Source organism: Pseudomonas sp. WS 5011 (assembly GCF_012985775.1).
Classification (GTDB): domain Bacteria; phylum Pseudomonadota; class Gammaproteobacteria; order Pseudomonadales; family Pseudomonadaceae; genus Aquipseudomonas; species Aquipseudomonas peli.
This window is the reverse complement of record NZ_JAAQXA010000014.1, coordinates 1-19,391: the sequence shown is the minus strand read 5'-3', so window position 1 is coordinate 19,391 and position 19,391 is coordinate 1. Positions and strand designations below refer to the sequence as shown.

The 19,391-nt window shown below is 53.4% G+C and carries 20 protein-coding genes; all 20 read left to right on the top strand.

All coding sequences use genetic code 11. The features are described from left to right. Positions 1-37: 37 nt before the first annotated feature. The 20 genes from HBN63_RS15165 (at position 38) to HBN63_RS15070 (ending at position 19,301) form a co-directional block, all read left to right on the top strand. Positions 38-880, top strand: coding sequence for a phytanoyl-CoA dioxygenase family protein (locus HBN63_RS15165; protein ID WP_170050008.1), 843 nt, complete (start codon positions 38-40; stop codon positions 878-880). A gap of 5 nt (positions 881-885) precedes the next feature. Next, positions 886-2,037 (top strand): class I SAM-dependent methyltransferase, encoded by a 1,152-nt coding sequence (locus HBN63_RS15160; protein WP_170050007.1) that lies wholly within the window; start codon positions 886-888, stop codon positions 2,035-2,037. Further along, the gene (locus tag HBN63_RS15155) at positions 2,034-2,546 is read left to right on the top strand and encodes a GNAT family protein (RefSeq protein WP_170050006.1); all 513 of its coding nucleotides are present in this window, start codon (positions 2,034-2,036) and stop codon (positions 2,544-2,546) included. Before HBN63_RS15160 ends, HBN63_RS15155 begins: the two co-directional genes overlap by 4 nt. A 7-nt stretch (positions 2,547-2,553) precedes the next feature. After that, positions 2,554-3,276, top strand: coding sequence for a WbqC family protein (locus HBN63_RS15150; protein ID WP_170050005.1), 723 nt, complete (start codon positions 2,554-2,556; stop codon positions 3,274-3,276). Next, positions 3,263-4,042, top strand: a complete 780-nt coding sequence (locus HBN63_RS15145; RefSeq protein ID WP_170050074.1) for a cephalosporin hydroxylase family protein — start codon at positions 3,263-3,265, stop codon at positions 4,040-4,042. The genes HBN63_RS15150 and HBN63_RS15145 overlap by 14 nt, the downstream gene beginning before the upstream one ends. 6 nt (positions 4,043-4,048) lie before the next feature. After that, positions 4,049-5,524, top strand: coding sequence for an oligosaccharide flippase family protein (locus tag HBN63_RS15140; RefSeq protein ID WP_170050004.1), 1,476 nt, complete (start codon positions 4,049-4,051; stop codon positions 5,522-5,524). 21 nt (positions 5,525-5,545) lie between these two features. After that, positions 5,546-6,412 (top strand): glycosyltransferase family 2 protein, encoded by an 867-nt coding sequence (locus HBN63_RS15135; protein ID WP_170050003.1) that lies wholly within the window; start codon positions 5,546-5,548, stop codon positions 6,410-6,412. A 117-nt stretch (positions 6,413-6,529) separates the two neighbouring features. Beyond that, complete coding sequence (locus HBN63_RS15130; RefSeq protein ID WP_170050002.1) at positions 6,530-7,441, top strand: NAD-dependent epimerase/dehydratase family protein; 912 nt, start codon at positions 6,530-6,532, stop codon at positions 7,439-7,441. A 30-nt stretch (positions 7,442-7,471) separates the two neighbouring features. Beyond that, positions 7,472-8,635, top strand: coding sequence for a glycosyltransferase (locus tag HBN63_RS15125; protein WP_170050001.1), 1,164 nt, complete (start codon positions 7,472-7,474; stop codon positions 8,633-8,635). Between the two features lie 7 nt (positions 8,636-8,642). Continuing rightward, positions 8,643-9,881, top strand: a complete 1,239-nt coding sequence (locus tag HBN63_RS15120; RefSeq protein ID WP_170050000.1) for a glycosyltransferase family 4 protein — start codon at positions 8,643-8,645, stop codon at positions 9,879-9,881. After that, complete coding sequence (locus HBN63_RS15115) at positions 9,878-10,735, top strand: SDR family oxidoreductase (RefSeq protein WP_170049999.1); 858 nt, start codon at positions 9,878-9,880, stop codon at positions 10,733-10,735. Before HBN63_RS15120 ends, HBN63_RS15115 begins: the two co-directional genes overlap by 4 nt. Before the next feature lie 112 nt (positions 10,736-10,847). Next, positions 10,848-11,858, top strand: coding sequence for a polysaccharide biosynthesis protein (locus HBN63_RS15110; protein ID WP_170049998.1), 1,011 nt, complete (start codon positions 10,848-10,850; stop codon positions 11,856-11,858). Beyond that, complete coding sequence (gene wecB, locus HBN63_RS15105; protein WP_170049997.1) at positions 11,851-12,978, top strand: UDP-N-acetylglucosamine 2-epimerase (non-hydrolyzing); 1,128 nt, start codon at positions 11,851-11,853, stop codon at positions 12,976-12,978. The genes HBN63_RS15110 and wecB overlap by 8 nt, the downstream gene beginning before the upstream one ends. A 4-nt stretch (positions 12,979-12,982) precedes the next feature. Further along, positions 12,983-13,945 (top strand): SDR family oxidoreductase, encoded by a 963-nt coding sequence (locus HBN63_RS15100; protein WP_170049996.1) that lies wholly within the window; start codon positions 12,983-12,985, stop codon positions 13,943-13,945. Continuing rightward, positions 13,942-14,958, top strand: a complete 1,017-nt coding sequence (locus HBN63_RS15095; protein ID WP_170049995.1) for a glycosyltransferase family 4 protein — start codon at positions 13,942-13,944, stop codon at positions 14,956-14,958. Before HBN63_RS15100 ends, HBN63_RS15095 begins: the two co-directional genes overlap by 4 nt. A 182-nt stretch (positions 14,959-15,140) precedes the next feature. Next, positions 15,141-17,147, top strand: coding sequence for a nucleoside-diphosphate sugar epimerase/dehydratase (locus tag HBN63_RS15090; protein ID WP_170049994.1), 2,007 nt, complete (start codon positions 15,141-15,143; stop codon positions 17,145-17,147). 150 nt (positions 17,148-17,297) lie between these two features. After that, a complete protein-coding gene (locus HBN63_RS15085) occupies positions 17,298-17,621 on the top strand; it encodes a ComEA family DNA-binding protein (protein WP_170049993.1) in 324 nt (107 codons plus the stop codon). 127 nt (positions 17,622-17,748) lie between these two features. Then, a complete protein-coding gene (locus tag HBN63_RS15080; protein WP_170049992.1) occupies positions 17,749-18,120 on the top strand; it encodes a DUF2784 domain-containing protein in 372 nt (123 codons plus the stop codon). 105 nt (positions 18,121-18,225) lie between these two features. Beyond that, the gene (locus HBN63_RS15075) at positions 18,226-19,032 is read left to right on the top strand and encodes an SDR family oxidoreductase (RefSeq protein ID WP_090248132.1); all 807 of its coding nucleotides are present in this window, start codon (positions 18,226-18,228) and stop codon (positions 19,030-19,032) included. 128 nt (positions 19,033-19,160) lie between these two features. Next, complete coding sequence (locus HBN63_RS15070) at positions 19,161-19,301, top strand: hypothetical protein (protein WP_170049991.1); 141 nt, start codon at positions 19,161-19,163, stop codon at positions 19,299-19,301. Positions 19,302-19,391: the final 90 nt, after the last annotated feature.

Below are 19,391 nucleotides of genomic sequence, written 5' to 3'. Positions count from 1 at the left end.
TATCCAACTCCCCGTAACCCCGGATTCAGAGCGCGCTATGAATAATTATTTGACGTCAGAGCAGATTGCTGAGTTTGAGCGTACTGGTATTTTGATTTTGCGCGACTTTTATAGCGAGTGTGATATCGATGCAGTTCAGCGCGGTATCTACAATGTCATTGGCCAAGTCATGATCAGGCATGGTGTAGCTGATCAGCGAGCTGCCTATGAAGCGCAGTCATTCGACGAGGGTTATCTGGATCTGATCAAAGTAAACCGCGCCTGGGGAGGGGAGGTTTATGATGCGGTGAAGCAGATTCCTGCATTTATGCGCTTGGTCGCCCATCCCAGTCATGAATTGTTGTTTTCGCAGTTAAGGCAGGGGTCCATGCCGGGTATTGCGGCCGGGGGTTATGGCATTCGTATTGATTGTCCATTTGAGGATAAATACCGAGCGATGTGGCATCAGGAATATCCTGCTCAACTGCGCAGTGTCGATGGGCTGGTTTTCTGGAGTCCTTTGGTTAAGGTGACAGAGGCGTTGGGCCCAGTCGTCCTTTGCCCTGAGTCTCATAAACTGGGACCGCTGCCTGTATTCAACGCCGACCCTGAAGGCGCGGGACGAACCGGCGCGTATGCGTTAATGATCAAAGACGAGCAGCACTATTTAGATCAATACGCTAAAACTGCACCACTTACTTCGCCACGTGATTTGGTAATCATTGATTTCATGCTCTTGCACTGCTCGGGCTACAATAAAAGCGATAGGGCGCGCTGGTCGATGCAGTTCAGGTATTTCAACTTTGCAGATCCTATCGGCCGTTCCCACGGCTGGAAAGGGTCGTATGCGGCTGGCGTTGATTTTCGCGATATACACCCAGAATTATTTTATGTGGAGTAGAGAATATGCATTGCAATGTTTGTCTCGCTGAAGTCGGCAAGCCAATTTATTCGGCTAGCTCAAACCAGTCTCTGACTTCGCTGTGCGAACTGCGCGATGGAAAAGTCAATGTTTGGTCATGTCCCGTATGTTCGCATCTGCTCAGCGAAGCGTTTGCCGATACCGTTGCTTACTATGAGTCTGATTACAAAATTCTTCTGAGTGAAGAAGAGGAAGATCAGATTTACGAAGTGAGGAATGGGGAAATTGTCTATCGCACCAATCATCAGATTGATACTCTGCTTAGCAAGCTCAATTTGCCTGATGGCGCTATCGTTCTCGACTACGGTTGCGCGAAGGCTTCTACATTAAAGAAGTTAAGCAGCCAGCGACCTGATCTGAACATACACTTGTTTGATGTAAGTTCGATGTATAAAGCGTACTGGGAAAAATTTGTCAGCGTCGACCGGTACGCCATTCATACAACGCCTTCCACGTGGGATGCGCGGTTTGATGTACTGACTTCATTTTTTGCCTTGGAACATATTCCTCAGCCCGTCGATACAGTTAAGAAGGTTTATTCCCTGCTTAAGGATGGCGGCGTGTTTTATGGCATTGTACCAGACACGTTTGGCAACGTTGCTGACTTTGTCGTGATCGATCATGTCAACCATTTCACAACGCCTTCGCTCACCTATTTGCTTGATGCTGCTGGATTTACTGATATCCAGATTGACGACAGCGTACACCGAGGAGCGCTTGTCTTTACCGCCCGCAAAGGCAGCAACAAGGAAATTACTGTTGATCCTACCGAGACCTTAGAAAAATCAGCATCTCTGGCTCAGTATTGGACGTCAGTCAATCGCCGTATTCTTGAAACTTCCAAGGCTCATACCGGTGTCACTAAGGCTATCTACGGGTCGGGTTTCTACGGTGCCTATATCGCAAGTGCCATGAGCGATTTCGATCACGTCAGCTGCTTCCTGGATGCTAGCCCGTTTCAACAAGGGAAAGAGCTATTTGGCAAGCCGATTCTGGCGCCTGAGTTGCTTCCCAGCGATGTGAAGGTTCTATATGTTGGATTAAATCCTAGTATTGCTCGCTCGATTATCAATAGCCTTGAGTGGTTAACGAGTCGCGGCATCTCGGTCGTCTATTTGGATGAGCAGGCGATATGATTGGCGGCAAGGCTGTTGTTTTGCGCAGTTGGAAAGAAGCGGATGTGCCGTTGCTGCGTGATATGCGTAATGATGTGTTGTTGCAGGCCCAGTTATTAGCCCGTCCGCGGGGTAGCGATGAGAGCCAGGTGCGTGACTGGTTAAGAGCGTTTACCGCTGTTAGTGGCGATTTCATATTTATTCTGGCAGATCCTTCCGATGATACGGTCTTGGGCTTTTTGCAGTTCAGGAATACGGATTTCGTCAGTGGAAATACAGAGCTGGGTATCTGTCTAGCCTCCAGCGCCCAAGGGCGCGGAGTAGGTAGCGAAGTAATAGAGCTAGCACGCGTTTATATGCGCGATACATGGGGCATGAAAAAGTTCTGGCTGAAGGTCAGGAGTGACAATCTCGCCGCTATAAAATGCTACGAGAAAGTGGGTTTTTCCCACTGCGGAAGACTCTCGAATCACGTGTTTATTTCGGGTGATTGGCATGATGTGGCATTTATGGAATTATTTTTGAGCTAGGTGGATCATGAACATCGTTATTTCACAGTCGATGTTTTTTCCCTGGGTAGGGCTTCTGGAACAAGTACGTCTTGCCGATGTATTTGTCCACTATGACGATGTGCAATTTTCAAAAGGTAGTTTTGTCAATCGGGTGCAAATCAAGACACCTCAAGGTGTGCGTTGGATGGCAGTGCCTTTGGTGGACCTGCATCTTGGGCAGAAAATAAACGAAGTGCAGGTGCCTCCGAGTGAAAAATGGCGAGCTGCCCATCTTCTATTACTTGAGCGTAGCTTTGCAGACGCTCCGTTTCGCCGCGACGCCCTTGATCTTGTCGAGGCTGTTTACGCGAAGGACTATGCCAATATCGGTGCGTTAGCTCGTGCATCGCTGATGGCGCTGGTTAAATATTTTGGCCTGGACACCCACTGTCGCTTTATTGATGTGCAGTCATTGGATATTCCGGGAAGTAGCAGCGATCGTGTCTTTTCCGTGGTGCAGCATCTGAAAGGCGACACCTACATCACGGGGCACGGTGCCCGACGCTATCTTGATCACGAATTGTTTGAGCGGTCGGGAGTTGCTGTCGAATACATGAATTACAACTGCACGCCCTATCCTCAAGCCCACGGCGATTTCATTCCATATGTTTCTGCTTTGGATCTAGTGGCGCACTGTGGAAAGCGTGGACTCGATTCCATCCATTCCGGAACTATAAATTGGAGAAGTTTTGAAAATGAATCCGCATGAGCAATTTCGTCAAGAGGTCGCCGAAAATATCGAGGCGCTGGGCGCTGATACCGATTTGCAAGCACTCTCTCGAGTTTGGGTCCGTGAGATCAGCCGCCATAAGTGGGCTTATAATTTTTCTTGGTTCGGTCGTCCTGCCATTCAGTTTCCAAACGATACATGGGCGATGCAGGAACTGATCTGGGATATCAAACCTGATCTGATCATTGAGACCGGCATTGCCCATGGCGGCTCGCTTATCTTCAGTGCCTCCATGCTTGCGATGCTTGATTATTGTGAAGCCGTCGAGCAGGGCGCCCCGCTTGATCCGCGTGCGAGCAAGCGTCGTGTGCTGGGTATCGACATTGATATACGTCAGCACAACCGCGAGGCAATCGAATCGCACCCGATGGCGCACATGATCGATATGATTCAAGGATCCAGTGTTGATGAGCACACTATTTCCAAAGTTCATGAGTATGCAAAAAGTTACAAGCGCATATTGGTCTGCCTGGATTCCAACCATACCCATGAGCATGTGCTGCGTGAGCTGGAAGCATATGCTGGCCTGGTCAGTGAAGGCAGTTACTGTGTGGTATTCGATACCCTGGTAGAGGATATGCCGCTTGACTTGGTTCAGGATCGTCCATGGGGGCCGGGAAACAGTCCGAAGAGTGCGGTTAAAGAGTATTTGAAACAGCATCCTGAATTTGAAATTGATAAAAAAATCGACCATAAACTGCAGATCAGTGTCGCGCCGGATGGCTTCTTGAAGCGTATTGGCTAAATAAGGATGCTTCGGCGCAACCTGATAGCTAACTTCCTCGGCCAAGGCTGGACCGCTGTTATGGGTTTGGCCTTCGTTCCCCTTTATATCAAGTATATCGGGATCGAGTCCTACGGATTAATCGGCATTTTTGCCATTGTTCAGGCTTGGCTGACCTTGCTCGATATGGGCCTTGTTCCGGCCCTTAGTCGGGAAATGTCGCGTTTTACCGGAGGGGTACATTCGGCCGAATCCATCTGGACGCTGTTGCGTAGCGTCGAAGTTTTACTTCTGCTGGTGGCGGTCATCTTTGTTGTATGTGCCTATGGGGCTTCCGGTTGGCTTTCTGTCAATTGGATCAACACGGAAAAAATCCCTGCGAGCATCGTGCAACAAGCTGTTGTTGCAATGGGATTTGTCGCGGCACTCAGGTTGTTGGAAAACGTCTACAAGAGTTGTTTGGTCGGGTTGCAATTGCAGCTTTCCTACAACGTCATCAACAGTTTTTTTGCCACACTGCGAGGAGTAGGGGCCGTTGCTGTACTGGCCTGGTACTCGCCGACAGTGTTGGCGTTTTTTGCCTGGCAGGCGATTGTTTCCATCTGTTCTGTCGTGGCGATGTTTTGTTTTGTTTACAGGGCTATGCCGGCACGGCAACAGACTGTGCGCTTCAGTTTTTCTGCGCTGCAGGAAATTGGTGGTTTTGCCGGTGGGGTGGTGAGCATCACGTTTTTAGCGTTGCTGCTTACGCAGGTAGATAAAATCCTGCTTTCCAAATTTCTTCCGCTCTCCGAGTTTGGTTATTACTCGTTGGCGGTGTTGTTGGCCAATGGCCTTTACATGATTGTAGGTCCGATAAACCAAGCTTTTTTTCCGCGTTTTTCTGAGCTGTTTTCCCGTAAGTCTGAAGTCGAACTGGTTGAATCGTTTCACCTGGGTGCACAGTTGGTCAGCGTTTTCTTGGGTGTTGGTGGTGTCGTGCTGATCTTTTTTAGCGAGTTTATCTTGCGTATCTGGACCGGTGACCCAGCACTGTCGATAGCGACTGCGCCGCTGCTGTCCATTTTGTCCTTGGGCTGTTTATTAAATGGCTTGCTGTGGATTCCTTATCAGATGCAGCTGGCTCATGGCTGGACCAGTTTAGGCGTGAAGATGAATATCGTGGCTATCATATTTATCGTGCCGGCTATCGTATGGGTTGCCCCTCGATATGGTGCGCTGGGCGTCGCCTGGGTTTGGGTTGTGTTGAATTGCGCCTATCTTTTCCTCGGTATGCATTTCATGTTCAGGAAGATCATGAGGGAAGAAAAGTGGACATGGTATTTTAATGACGTCGCCATTCCGCTTTTTTGCGGGGTGGCGGTAGCCGGCGTGTTTCGGTTGCTCTTCAACGACGTTAATTTGTTGGTTTTTTCCGTGGCGGTGATCAGCATATTTTTTGCGTTTTTTCTCGCGGCCGGGCGAGTGCGAAATCTATTTCTAAAACGCTTCGCGTTCTTTTAAGTCGTTTGTGTGGGGTGTTTTTTGACTAAAGTTACAGTGGGTATGCCGGTCTACAACGGTGGCGCACTTTTCGAAAAAGCGCTTTTATCGGTGCTTCAGCAAAGTTGCCGGGATATTGTCGTTTTAATTTCAGATAACTGTTCTTCTGATGAAACTTCTCTTATTTGTCAGAAGTACGCTGCTCAAGACTCGCGCATCGTTTATCATCGGCAACGTGAAAATTTAGGCGCGAACGGAAACTTCGACTTTATTTTGGAAGCGGCCACGACAGAGTTTTTTATGTATGTGGCGGCTGATGATTTTATTTCGCCTAATTACGTTGAAGATAATCTGCAGTTCTTGCTTGAAAACAGCGACTATGCAGCGTCCACCTGTCCGGTGCGATTTTCCACGGGTGAAACGGACTCTGCCATTGTTGGCGATTGCGTGGTTTCGCAAGCCGATCCTTATGATCGGTTAATGTCTGTGTTGACCTACCGATGTGCCAATGGTCGTTTCTATTCGATGTATCGTCGCGAGTTGATTGCCGACTGGCGGTATAGTGCCAAGTCTTTTGTGGGGGGCGATATATATTTCGTGCTGGCCATTTTGCTAAAAGGCAAGTTTAACCGGGTGGATAATGGTTTTATCGAGTTGGGCCGAGATGGCATGAGCACTCAGGCTGATTTTTACCTCAGGTTCAGCACCAGCTTTTTTAACTACATTGTGCCTTTTCTTCAATTTGCCAGAGAAACAATGGCACTGTTAAAGCATGCACCTTTATCGATCAGGGTTCGTGCGTTCAATTTTTTTGTTGTGTTAAACGCCAGAACCTCAATTGCCAGGTGTTTGTATTATTTCAAAATGTATGGGGCGGCTCGGCTGCTCAAACGAAAAGTCTTTGGTTGAATCCCAGCCATTTGAGACGTTTACGCGGGTGATTGATGGATTGCGCAATGCATGCCCCCGTTGGATTGGAGCGGGCCTCGGATAGGCATCTGAATTTTTCTTGGGAGAGCACGGTCAATGATGATTGCATGCGTAACCGGAGGGCGCGGACTCGTTGGACGCCATATCGTTTCGCTGTTACTGGCGGCCGGTTATCAGGTGAGAGTGCTAGTACGCAGCATGCCGGCTGAGCCGGTAGCAGGTGTGGAGTATTATCTGGGTAATCTGTCTGATCGTGCGTCTTTAAGCGCCTTTTTAGCGTCCGGAAAAATGCTGTTTCATTGTGCCGCCGAGCTTAACGATACCGCGTTGATGGAGCTGGTAAATGTTCAGGGTACGAAAAATCTGGCGCAGGTTTATAACGAACTGGATTTTGATTATTTCTGCTTTATCAGTAGTGCTGGTGTGGTGGGCTTCACGGACAAATCCGTTGTAATGGAAAGCGATATATGTCGTCCCAGAAATCCTTACGAGGCCAGTAAATTGGCTGCAGAGGCACTGCTGCGCGAAGTGGTGTCTACTGATTCGTTGGTTATGCTGCGACCTACCAATGTGGTGGACAATCAAAAGCCAGGTCTTTTGCGCGAGTCACTTCAGAGCGGTTTTTATTCCAAACTGAAGTTCTTCTTGAAAGGCTCAGAGTCTGCGCACTTGGTTCATGCACATGATGTGGCACGTGCGGCCCTGAGCTTTATCGACACACCGCGCCGGGGGGAGTGCTATTTCGTCTCCCGCGATGAAGACCCGGAGAACTACGTTCTCAAGGTCAGGCGCTTGGTGAGAGCCGGAGCGTTAAACGCTACTTCGTCCGTATTGATAGCCCTGCCTGCCATTGTTCCTTATTGGATTCGTTGCCTTTTGCTGAAAAAATCTAATCGTGGCGATGTCGTCTATTCCAGTAAAAAATTAGAGTCGACGGGGTTTACCTATGTTTATTCCGTTGGTGAGATGGTGCGTGACTTTTTAACTGCGCAGTCTGTTAAGTCTTGATTGGTATTAGGTTTTTTTGGACGCAAACATTTGAACGTACTTCACGTAGCCGACGGCATCGACCCCTCACTGGGCGGTGGCACTGCCGAGCGTACCTATCAGTTGGCCATGGCGCTGCATCGCGCGGGCGTCAGCTGCACGGTGCTGTGCACGGAGCAGGGGCTAACTGACAAGCGGCGTGCGGAACTCTCCAGCGTGCGGCTGGTCGTGGTGCCGTTGTTGTCGCACCGCTTTTTGCTGCCCAAGATCTCCGGGCAACGTATCGATGAGTTGGTGGCCGGGGCGGATGTGGTGCATGTCACCGGTCATTGGAGCGTGCTTGGCGCGCGTGTCTGCCTGGCGGCGCAGCGCTTGAACAAGCCGTATGTCTATTGCCCGGCGGGATCACTGCGTATTTTCGGCCGCTCGGCCTGGGTCAAGCGCTTGTATAACCGTGTGGTCGGCCGGCGCATTGTCAGCGGCGCGACCCGCTGCCTGACGGTGACCGAGCTTGAGCGTGAGCAATTCCATGAATATGGCGTGCCGGACGAGCGCATCGTGCGCTTGCCCAATGGCGTGCATCTGGGCAGCACCGCGACTCCCGATCCCCAGGCGTTCCGCGCTCGTTATGGCCTGGAAGGCAAGCAGCTGTTGCTGTTTCTCGGGCGCTTGAACCCGATCAAGGGGCCGGATCTGCTGCTCGAGGCGTTCGCCAGTATTGCCGGGAGCTATCCGCAGGCGAGGCTGGTGTTCGCCGGGCCCGAGGAAGGGCTGGCGGTCACGCTCAAGGCGGATGTGGCTGCAGCCGGTCTGCAGCAGCGCGCGCTGTTTGTTGGCTACCTGGCCGGGCAGGCGAAGCAGGATGCCTTGGCGGCTGCGGATCTGCTGGTGGTGCCATCGCGCCAGGAGGCCATGTCGCTGGTAGCGCTGGAGGCCGGTTTGCGCGGCACGCCGGTGATGCTTACCGATCAGTGTGGTTTCGACGAGGTGCAAGATGCTGGCGGCGGTTTGGTCGTGGCGGCGCGGGCTGACGCAATAGCCGCGGGGCTCGAACAGTTGCTGGGCGCGGCCGAGCAGTTGCCCCTGTACGGCGAAAAACTGCGTCAACTGGTGTTGGCCCATTACACCTGGGATGTGCTGGTACGTCAGGCCGGGCACCTATATGAAGAGCTTTCCGGCGTGCCATTCCCGCCGTCGACGGATAAGCAGAAGTGAGCCGGTCGTGAGAATCCTGATTGTCAGCCAGTACTTCTGGCCGGAGCACTTCATCATCAACGACTTCGTGCGCGTGCTCGCTGAGCAGGGCCACGAGGTGGTGGTTGCTACGGGCAAGCCCAATTACCCGGACGGCAAGGTGTTCGACGGTTATCGCGCCTGGGGCTGTCAGCGCGAGCGTTATCTGGACAAGGTCGAGGTACTGCGGGTGCCGCTATGGCCGCGCGGGCAGGGCGGGGCGAAGAATCTGCTGCTCAACTACTTGTCGTTTGTCGTCTCCGGCTTGGTCTGTTTGCCCTGGATGCTGCGCAAGCGCGAGTTCGACGCCGTGCTGGTGTTCGCGCCATCGCCCATCACCCAGACCATCCCGGCCATCCTGCTCAAGTGGTTGAAGAAGGCGCGCCTGCTGCTGTGGGTGCAGGACCTGTGGCCCCAGAGTCTGGCCGCCACCGGTTTTGTCAAGAACCCGCGGTTGCTGACGATGGTGGCCTGGATGGTCAAGGCCATCTACCACCACTGCGATACCTTGCTGGTGCAGTCGCGCGCGTTTATCGAACCGGTGGCGCGTTTTGCCAAGCGCGAGAAGATCGTCTATTACCCCAACTCCATCAATACGCATCCCCCGACCGTGGCGGTGCCGCTGCCTGAGGAATTGGTCAGTCTGCTGGAAACGCATTTCTGTATAGTTTTTGCCGGTAACCTGGGTACGGCCCAGGCGCTGGAAACCCTGGTGCAGGCGGCAGAGCTTTTGCGTGACGACCCGCAAATCCGTGTGGTGTTGGTCGGCAGTGGCAGCCGGCTGGGCTGGTTGCAGGCGCAGAAGCAGGCGCGCGAGCTGGACAACCTGATATTGCCCGGGCGCTTTGCTGGCGAAGCGATGCCGCAGATCTTCGAGCACGCCTCGGCGCTGCTGGTCTCGCTCAATGACGAAGAAGTCTTTAACCAGACGGTGCCGAGCAAAGTCCAGGCGTATCTGGCGGCGGGCCGGCCGATCATTGCCAGCCTCAACGGCGAGGGCGCGCGTATTGTCAGTGAGGCCAGGGCGGGGCTTGCGTCACCGGCGCAGAAGGTCTTGCCACTGGTGGCGAACATTCGCAGCATGAAAGCCTTGGGCACTGCTGAGCGCACGGCCATGGGCCACTCGGGCAGAGCCTATTTCGATGCAAATTTCGAAATGAACCGTCAGGTGCAGGTGCTGATTGATCATTTGATGGACAAGAAAACCGGCGGGGAAAACGCTTTATGAAAATCTTGGTGCTTGGCGTTACCGGCATGCTCGGCAATGCGGTGTTCAGTGTGTTCCAGTCCGACGCCAGCTTCGAGGTATGGGGCACGCTGCGTAGCGCGGCAGCCCGTAAACATTTCCCGGCCGCCTGCCATGAGCGGTTGCGCGCGGGTGTCGATGTGCTGGATCAGGACGCCTTGGCTGCAGCCCTGGCAGGCATCAAGCCGGATGTGGTGATCAACTGCGTCGGCCTGATCAAGCAACTGGCAGATGCCAAGGACCCGCTTACCGCGCTGCCGATCAATGCCATGTTGCCCCATCGCCTGGCGCGCCTGTGCCAGCTGGTCGGCGCGCGGTTGATTCATGTCAGCACCGACTGTGTGTTCGCTGGCAGTAAAGGCGGCTATCTAGAAAGCGATACCTCGGATGCCGAGGACTTGTACGGCAAGTCCAAATTTATCGGCGAGTTGCATGATCTGGCGCATGCGATCACCCTGCGCACCTCGATCATTGGCCATGAGCTGGGTTCCCGCTATGCCCTGGTCGATTGGTTTCTGGCCCAGGAGGGCAGTATACGGGGGTTTTCCCGGGCGATCTTCTCCGGCTTGCCGACGGTGGAGCTGGCGCGGGTAATGAAGGATTTTGTAATTCCGCACGCCCAGCTCAGTGGCTTGTATCATGTCGCGGCCACGCCCATCGCCAAGCTGGACCTGCTGCGTCTGGTCGCGGCGCAGTATGGCAAGCAGATCGAGATTTGCCCGGACGACTCCTTGGTGATCGATCGCTCGCTCGATGGTTCGCGCTTTAGCCAGGCGACGGGGTACGTTGCCCCGGCGTGGCCGGAGTTGGTCCGCGAGATGCACGCGCACCGCTGACAGGTTTCACGCTGTGCCGCGCCCGCAGTGATCGATTGATCGCCAGGCAGGGCGGCGTTTTGATAGTTTACTCGCGTGTTCTGGGCAACACGCTCACGTTCTGGAAGGTTTTATGTTCGACGACAAGGTGTTGATGATCACCGGGGGGACCGGTTCGTTCGGTCATACGGTACTCAAGCGTTTTCTCAATACCAACGTGCGCGAGATCCGCATTTTCAGCCGTGACGAGAAAAAGCAGGAAGATATGCGCATCGCCCTGGCCAATGACAAGGTCAAGTTCTATATCGGCGACGTGCGCAACTACGACAGCCTTGCCCAGGCGATGGTCGGCGTGGATTACATTTTCCACGCCGCCGCCCTGAAACAGGTGCCCTCGTGCGAGTTCTACCCAATGGAAGCGGTGCGTACCAATGTACTGGGTACTGAGAACGTGCTGAATGCGGCGGTGGCCACCGGCGTGAAACGCGTGGTGGTATTGAGCACCGACAAGGCCGTCTACCCCATCAACGCCATGGGTATTTCTAAGGCCATGGCGGAAAAGCTGATGGTCGCCAAGTCGCGGATGATTCCGGCGACTGGCCCGGTGATCTGCGCCACCCGTTACGGCAACGTAATGGCCTCGCGGGGGTCGGTGATCCCCCTGTTTGTAGACCAGCTGCGCTCCGATGAGCCGCTGACCGTGACTGACCCGGATATGACGCGCTTCCTGATGTCGTTGGAAGACTCGGTCGACCTGGTGCTGCACGCCTTCGAACATGGTCAGCAAGGTGACCTGTTTATCCAGAAAGCGCCGGCCTCTACCGTCGGTAATCTGGCGCAAGCGCTGAAAGAGCTGTTCGGCAAGAGCAATACCGTGAAAGTGATCGGCACCCGCCATGGTGAGAAACTCTACGAGTCGCTGGTGTCTCGTGAGGAAATGGCAAAGGCCGAGGACATGGGGCGCTACTACCGCATTCCCGCTGACAACCGCGACCTGAACTACAAGAAGTACTTCGTCGAGGGCGAGCAACGTATCTCCGAACTGGATGACTACACCTCGCACAACACCGAGCGCCTGGACGTTGCCGGGATCAAGAATCTGCTGCTGAAATTGGATTACATCAAGGACGCACTCAATGCTTAAGGTCATGACCCTGGTCGGCACGCGCCCCGAGCTGATCAAGATGAGCCGGGTGATCGCCGAGTTGGACCGCCAGGTCAACCACGTGCTGGTGCACTCCGGGCAGAACTACGACTACGAGCTCAATCAGGTCTTTTTCGATGACCTGAAAATCCGCAAGCCTGACCATTTTCTCGGCGCCGCGGGTGAGACTGCTGCGCAGACCATCGCCGAGGTCATCGCCAAGTCCGACGCCATTTTCGAGCTCGAAAAGCCCGATGCGCTGTTATTGTATGGCGACACCAACACCTGCCTGGCGGTAATCGCCGCCAAACGCCGAAAGATTCCGGTGTTTCATATGGAAGCGGGCAATCGCTGCTTTGATCAGCGGGTGCCGGAGGAACTCAATCGCAAGGTGCTCGATCACCTGTCTGACATCAACATGGTGCTTACCGAACATGCACGTCGGTACTTGATCGCTGAGGGCATTCGCCCCGAGACAATCATCAAGACTGGTTCGCACATGCATGAAGTGCTGGACTACTACCGGCCAAAGATCGAGGCCTCTGACGTGCTTGCTCGCGAGGGGCTGGAGGCTGGCAAGTTCTTTATTGTCAGCGCCCATCGTGAGGAGAACGTCGACACTCCAGATAATCTGCGCGATCTACTTGCTACCCTACGTGCATTGGCCGATGAGTATGGTTATCCGCTGATCGTGTCGACCCATCCACGTACTCGTAAGCGTCTGGAGGCGCTGGGCGAATCACTGGAGCACCCACTGATTCGCTTTCCCAAGCCATTCGGTCTTTTGGACTACATCAAGCTGCAGATGAGTGCGTTCTGTGTGCTATCCGACAGCGGCACCATTACTGAAGAAGCTTCTTTACTCAGCCTTCCGGCAGTGACCCTGCGCAACGCTCACGAGCGTCCGGAGGGCATGGACCAGGGCACTCTGATAATGAGTGGATTAAAGAAGGATTCGGTGTTGCCGGCGGTCAAGGTTATTACCAGCCAGCATCAACCTGGATCGCGTCGTATTCCGCTGGTTCCTGATTATGAAGGTGGCCCGGTTTCGTTGCAGGTCGTGCGAGTCGTACTCAGCTACACCGATTATGTAAATCGTACTGTGTGGCACAAGGGCTAAAGCCATGCGTGTTTTGCTCACGGGTGCCAACGGTTTCGTTGGGCGCGCAGTACAGGCACGCCTGCTAGCCGATGGTAAGCATGAATTGCGCTGCGCCATGCGTCAGTTACCGCCTACTTGCCCTGCTAATTGTGAAGTTTGCCTGTCCCCAGGGCTGGCTTCGGATGCGGATTGGTCGTCGGCATTGGTCAATGTCGATGCTGTCATCCATTGCGCCGCTCGGGTGCATGTGATGAACGAGCAAGCTATTGACCCGCTTACCGAGTTTCGTCAGGTCAACGTTGAGGGCACTCTGCGGCTGGCTCGCCAGGCAGTGGAGGCTGGCGTACGTCGTTTCATCTTCGTCAGCTCGATCAAGGTCAATGGTGAGCAGACCTTGCCGGGGCATGCCTATTGTGCCGATGACGTGCCTGAGGCTGTAGACCCATATGGCATATCCAAATCTGAGGCCGAAGAAGGGTTGAGGGCGTTGGCTGCCGAGACTGGGCTGGAGGTGGTTATTGTTCGTCCGCCCCTGATTTATGGTCCGGGCGTGAAGGCAAACTTCCACAGCATGCTGCGCTGGTTGCATCGCGGTATACCACTACCTTTTGGGGCTATCGATAACCATCGTAGTTTTGTGGCGCTGGATAATCTGGTGGATTTACTGGTGTTGTGTCTCACGCATCCTGCAGCAAATGGGCAGCGTTTTCTTGTGAGCGATGGTGAGGACCTATCAACTACTGAGTTGTTGCGCCGCTTGAGTCGTGCCTTGGGGCGCCCGGCCAGGTTGGTCCCTATTCCTCAGTTATGGATTGAGTATGGCGCGGGGTTATTGGGGCAGCGCGCACTGAGTCAGAGGTTGTGTGGCTCGCTACAGGTGAATATAGATAAAACTCGCGAGTATCTAGGCTGGGTGCCGCCACTTACTGTGGAACAGGCACTGGCCAAAACAGCTGCGCACTTTCTGGAAGACGCCCATTCATGAGTGTTCTAATCTTTAGCTTTTTAGTGGCTTTTTTGTCCTGGATATTGACAGCTTTGTTGCGGCGCTATGCGTTGTCTCGCAGCTTGATGGATGTTCCTAATGCACGCAGTTCCCATACCCAACCCATGCCGCGGGGCGGTGGAATGGCTATTGTTTTGGCCTACCTATTTGCGCTGTGTATAGCTTTCTCCATGGGTATGGGAGTTCAAACTGAGTACTTTTATGCATTGAGCGGTGCTGGTGCGCTTATCGCATTGCTTGGTTTTCTTGATGATCATGGGCATATCGCAGCCCGCTGGCGCCTGCTTGGGCATTTCACGGCTGCTGCTTGGGCTCTGTTCTGTCTCAATGGTTTGCCACCTTTGCAAGTGCTCGGCCATATAGTTGATCTGGGTTGGTTCGGTTATTTGTTGGCTTCCCTTTATTTGGTATGGCTGCTCAATCTTTACAACTTTATGGACGGTATTGACGGTATTGCAAGTGTCGAGGCGATTAGTGTTTGCCTTGGTGGCGCGTTGATGTACGGCTTTCTCGGGCATTTAAATATGCTGCTCTTGCCATTGTTGTTGGCTGCGGCGGTTGCGGGATTTTTGTTTTGGAATTTTCCTCCCGCGCGTATTTTTATGGGGGATGCAGGCAGTGGTTTCCTCGGCGTCGTATTGGGCATTCTCTCTCTGCAAGCCGCTTGGACCGACGCATCATTACTTTGGGGGTGGTTGATTCTGCTAGGTGTCTTTATTGTCGATGCAACCTTTACTCTTTTCCGGCGGTTGTTGCGTGGAGATAAGGTTTATGAAGCCCACCGTAGCCATGCCTATCAATACGCCTCACGTCACTTTAGCCGTCACTTGCCGGTGACTTTGGCCGTCGTTGCAATCAATTTTTTCTGGTTATTACCAATCGCACTTTGGGTCGCCTTCGGTGGTGACGGTTTGTGTGCGCTGTTGTTGGCCTATACACCGCTACTGATATTGGCTGTCAGGTTCCGAGCTGGAGCGCTGGAGCAAGTATGAGCCCATTACGAACATCGATGATTTCGCTCATCTCGGAGTCGGTGTCAATTTGGCCAGGGGGGCAGGTGAGTACTTCGGCATGGCTGCAGGCCGGTTGTAGTGCAAGCTATGGTGTTAGCGTTGCATCAGGCGATGTGGTTGCCCCGTGCACCGCATTGCAAGCCAGATATTGAGGAATAAATATGATTCGCCAGCGGATAGACGCTCTACGTCAGGGACTCTTACAGCTATCGCGTCGACAAAAGCGGTTTTTGCAAGTGGTGACTGATGTCGCTCTGATCTGGTTGGCGCTATGGCTTTCATTTGCTCTGCGCCTAGGAGAACTGGATGCAGCCCAACCATTTGACGGTCATGGTTGGCTATTTATCCTAGCGCCGATTATCGCTTTGCCGATCTTTATTCGTTTAGGTATGTATCGGGCGGTGATGCGCTATGTGGGTAATGATGCGCTGATTACAATTGCCAAGGCCGTTACGTTGTCGGTCTTGGTGCTGGCTTTGGCGGTCTACTGGTATCGCGGGCCTACGGCTCTGGTACCACGCTCGATGGTATTTAATTACTGGTGGTTGAGCCTTTTACTTTTAGGCGGTTTACGCCTTGCCATGCGCCAGTATTTTGTAGGTAATTGGTTCGAGTTAAATCCAGGGCGAACAGCTGCAGTAGCTCCGCTTCTGCCTAGAATTGCGGTTTACGGTGCTGGTTCAGCGGGTAATCAATTGGTCGCGGCTTTACGTATGGGGCGTGCCATGCGACCTGTAGCATTTATTGATGATGATCCAGGCATCGCCAATCGCACCATCGCAGGATTGCGCGTATACACCCCTAAACACATCTCGCAAATGATAGATGAGACCGGCGCTGATGAGATTCTCTTGGCGATGCCATCTACTTCACGTGGGCGCCGCCGACAGATCCTTGAAACGCTGGAAGCATTTCCCCTGCATGTGCGCAGTATTCCTGGCTTTATGGATCTGGCCAGCGGCCGGGTGAAGGTCGAGGATGTGCAGGAAGTCGACATTGCCGACCTGCTTGGCCGTGATGCAGTACCACCTCAACAGGCTTTGTTTGAGCGCTGTATTCGTAATCAAGTGGTGATGGTTACCGGGGCTGGAGGCTCCATTGGTTCTGAGCTTTGTCGGCAGATTCTACTTAATGGTCCCGCAACTCTTCTGCTGTTCGAGCACAGCGAATTCAATCTATACAGCATTCACAGTGAGCTAGAGTCGAGGATCAAGCGTGAGTCGTTACCGCTGCGTTTGGTGCCGATTCTTGGCTCAATTCGCAACGCCTCGCGTCTGGCTGATGTGATGTGCACCTGGAAGGTAGATACGGTTTATCACGCAGCAGCTTACAAGCATGTGCCGATGGTGGAGCACAATATTGCCGAGGGTGTCCTAAACAACCTGATGGGAACGCTTAATACTGCGCAAGTGGCGATTAAAGCGGGTGTGACCAACTTCGTGCTGATATCCACTGACAAGGCGGTCCGCCCAACTAATGTCATGGGCAGCACCAAGCGATTGGCTGAGATGGTGCTGCAGGCACTCAGTCGCGAGGCAGCCCCCGTTTTGTTTGCTGATGACGAGGCGGTGCATCAGCTTAATAAAACGCGCTTTACCATGGTGCGCTTCGGTAATGTTTTAGGCTCTTCTGGTTCAGTCATTCCGCTATTCCATGAGCAGATCCGCAAGGGTGGGCCGGTCACGGTTACCCACCCGAACATAACGCGTTACTTTATGACCATCCCCGAAGCTGCGCAGTTGGTCATTCAAGCGGGATCCATGGGAGAGGGTGGCGATGTGTTCGTCCTGGATATGGGCGAACCTGTGAAAATTGCTGTGCTGGCCGAGAAGATGATCCACCTTAGCGGCTTGAGTGTGCGGAGTGATAAAGCACCACATGGTGATATTGCTATTGAATTCACTGGATTACGCCCGGGAGAGAAACTCTACGAAGAGTTATTGATTGGCGATAACGTCAGCCCGACAGAGCACCCAATGATCATGCGGGCAAACGAAGAGCATCTACCTTGGGAGCAGTTAAAGGTTCGCTTGTGCGAGTTGCTGGATGCGGTTGAACATGACGACTATGAGCGTGTTCGGCAACTGCTCCGTGAGACAGTGAGCGGTTACAAGCCCGAAGGTGAGATAGTCGACTGGATACATATGAAGCGTAGGCAGGAACCGTAAGCTCCGGTTGACCTAGGCATGGGTACGGGTTGCGATTGATTGGCTCCGTGATTCATTCAGTTATTTGACAAGTGCATGGCAGCAGCTAGTTTTCAGTGCGTGGAGAGGGAAGTCCCACGTTCTGACAAAACTAACGAAAGGATGCACTACATGCTAAAAGTCAAACTGTCGTCTCTGTTGTTCGCTGTTCTTGCCTCCATGTCTTTGGCGGTTTACGCCGCTGAAACGCAGACCCAGCCAGCGCCTGTTGTTGAATCAGCTGAAGTGACCCCGGTCGGTAAAGTAAATCTCAATACTGCTGATGCGGCCACTCTGCAACGTGAGTTGCTGGGGATTGGTGAGGTAAAAGCGCAGGCGATTGTGGCGTACCGTGATGAGCACGGCGACTTTGCTTCAGTGGATGAGTTGCTGGAGGTTAAGGGTATCGGCGAAGCAACGCTGGAAAAGAATCGCGATAAGTTGAGTATTAACTAACGCGTTTAGTAGTTTGAATTAAGGCCGGTTATTAACCGGCCTTTTTGCTTTCTGGCGATCAGGTTTTTAATACTGTTTGAGTGTTATGTGGAAACAATGGGGCTGAGGATTAATCGCGAGGCGCTTTATGGTTTGGTTGGCAGTGGTAGCAGATGCGGTGGTGGTCTTTCATCTGCTGTTTATTCTATTTGCGGTGTTGGGCGGCTTGCTGGTGTGGCGTTGGCACGGGTTGGTTTGGTTGCATGTGCCAGCATCCTTATGGGGTGTGTTGGTGGAGTTGATGCATTGGCCCTGTCCGCTGACGCCGCTGGAGCACAGCCTGCGTCTGGCTGCAGGTCAGGCGGGGTACAGCGGTGGTTTTGTTGAGCACTATTTGCTGCCGATCATCTACCCGGTTGGGCTGACACCGCAGATTCAGATTGGTTTGGGGATGTTTGTTCTGCTGCTCAATGCGCTGATTTATGGCGTGTTGCTGTTGCAGCGTTGGCAGCGGCCGTGAGTTGAGCTTAGGCCGCCTTATTCAGATGGATGATGGTATGCGGGCAAGATAATTTACCCGGCTACACTGGCTCCATCAATCACAGCAGCACAAGGCAGCTTTCCTATGCAAAATCGCATGATGATCACCGGCGCGGGTTCGGGTTTGGGGCGTGAGATGGCCCTGCGTTGGGCGCGTGAGGGCTGGCAGTTGGCACTGTCGGATGTCAACGAGCCGGGCCTGGCCGAAACCCTGCAGATGGTTCGTGAGGCGGGTGGCGATGGCTTTACCCAGCGTTGTGATGTACGTGATTACAGCCAGCTGACTGCGTTTGCCCAGGCCTGTGAGGAGAAGCTCGGCGGCATCGATGTGATCGTCAACAACGCCGGTGTGGCCTCTGGCGGGTTCTTTAGCGAGTTGTCGCTTGAAGATTGGGACTGGCAGATTGCGATCAACCTGATGGGTGTGGTCAAGGGGTGTAAGGCCTTCCTGCCGTTACTGGAAAAGAGCAAAGGCAAAATCGTCAATATTGCCTCCATGGCAGCCTTGATGCAGGGCCCTGCCATGAGTAACTACAACGTGGCCAAGGCCGGAGTTGTGGCACTGTCGGAAAGCTTGTTGATCGAGCTGAAGCTGCATGAAGTCAGCGTGCATGTGGTGTGCCCTTCGTTCTTCCAAACCAACCTGCTGGATTCCTTCCGCGGTCCTACGCCGGCGATGAAAGCGCAAGTGGGCAAGCTGCTGGAAAGCTCACCGATCAGTGCGGCCGATATTGCCGATTACATCTACCAGGAAATCGGCAAAGGCGAGTTCATGATTCTGCCTCACGAACAGGGCCGTATGGCTTGGGCGTTGAAGCAGAAGAACCCGCAGTTGCTCTATAACGAAATGACTGCCATGGCCGACAAGATGCGTGCACCGCGCACCAAGTAATTTGACTTGTAGCGGTCTAACTGCTGATTTCTCGGTCAACTTTATCCCGCTTAGGGCTTGTCTGGTGTGTACTTGCGCTCTAAGGTTTGCGGCCGTGTCGGCATGGCCGCGAAACTGATGGATTTACTGTGAAACCTTTCCCGCGGGCCCTGCTGTTGCTGGGCCTGATCCTGGCTGCAATCAATTTGCGGCCCGGTATCACTTCCCTGGCACCGCTGATTGAGCGGATTGCTGCGGATTTCGGTGAACGTGACCGCTCATTTCGCTAACAACGTGACCGGTGGCTTCACCCGATTGCGCGGGGTTTAAATTCTAACCGCATCGGTCACGATGCGGCTTCTTCCTCCGTGTTTTTCCTC